The organism is Neisseria sp. P0008.S010 (genome assembly GCF_051962715.1).
GTDB lineage: Bacteria > Pseudomonadota > Gammaproteobacteria > Burkholderiales > Neisseriaceae > Neisseria > Neisseria elongata.
The window spans coordinates 1-237 of the sequence record NZ_JBQCVA010000428.1 but is presented as its reverse complement, the minus strand read 5'-3'; the positions used below and the strand labels follow the sequence as shown (position 1 = coordinate 237).

The following is a 237-nucleotide window of genomic DNA, read 5'->3' as shown; positions in this document are numbered from 1 at the left end:
CCTACGGGTGGCAGCAGTAGGGAATTTTGCGCAATTGAGGAAACTCTGACGCAGCGACGCCGCGTGAGTGACGAAGGACTTCGGTTCGTAAAGCTCTGTTGCAAGGGAAAAAGAAAGTGATTGTACCTTGTGAGGAAGGGTCGGCTAACTTCGTGCCAGCAGCCGCGGTAAGACGAGGGACCCTATCGTTGTTAGGAATCATTGGGCGTAAAGCGGATGTAGGTGGCTTTGTAAGTC

At 52.7% G+C, this 237-nt stretch carries 1 rRNA gene; it reads left to right on the top strand.

Features of this window, described 5'->3' with window-relative positions:
* Window positions 1–237 (top strand): 16S ribosomal RNA (locus tag ACTHSL_RS14205); the annotation flags it as partial.